This window comes from Cupriavidus sp. 01T418, assembly GCF_056398885.1.
This window is the reverse complement of the sequence record NZ_JBFTQG010000201.1, coordinates 1-306: the sequence shown is the minus strand read 5'-3', so window position 1 is coordinate 306 and position 306 is coordinate 1. Positions and strand designations below refer to the sequence as shown.

The following is a 306-nucleotide window of genomic DNA, read 5'->3' as shown; positions in this document are numbered from 1 at the left end:
ATCCTGCGGGTTGCGTCTTAGTACACCACCGGAGATATTCCGGTCGTACGTCCCGGTCATCAGGCCGAAGAGCATGGATCCGCTGATGCCGCTGTATGTGTGCAACAAACCGATCGGCTTCTGGGCGCTGTTATAGGYGTGGCAATTGTCGTTGCCGATCATCCCCGACACGCAGACCTGCACGCGGGCGTAGTATTGTCCCGTGGCCTCTCCAGTACCGATCCCACGGGTCGCTTGCGGCGGATTCTCCGCCGAGGCATTCAGGCCGGAGAGGGCCGGAAGGCCGGAGAGGGCCGGAAGGTTCCC

Annotated in this window: 1 protein-coding gene; it reads right to left on the bottom strand. The window is 62.3% G+C overall.

The features are described 5' to 3' along the window. On the bottom strand, window positions 1–306 hold a 306-nt coding region (locus AC1DQ3_RS36905; RefSeq protein WP_477125012.1), incomplete at both ends, for a hypothetical protein.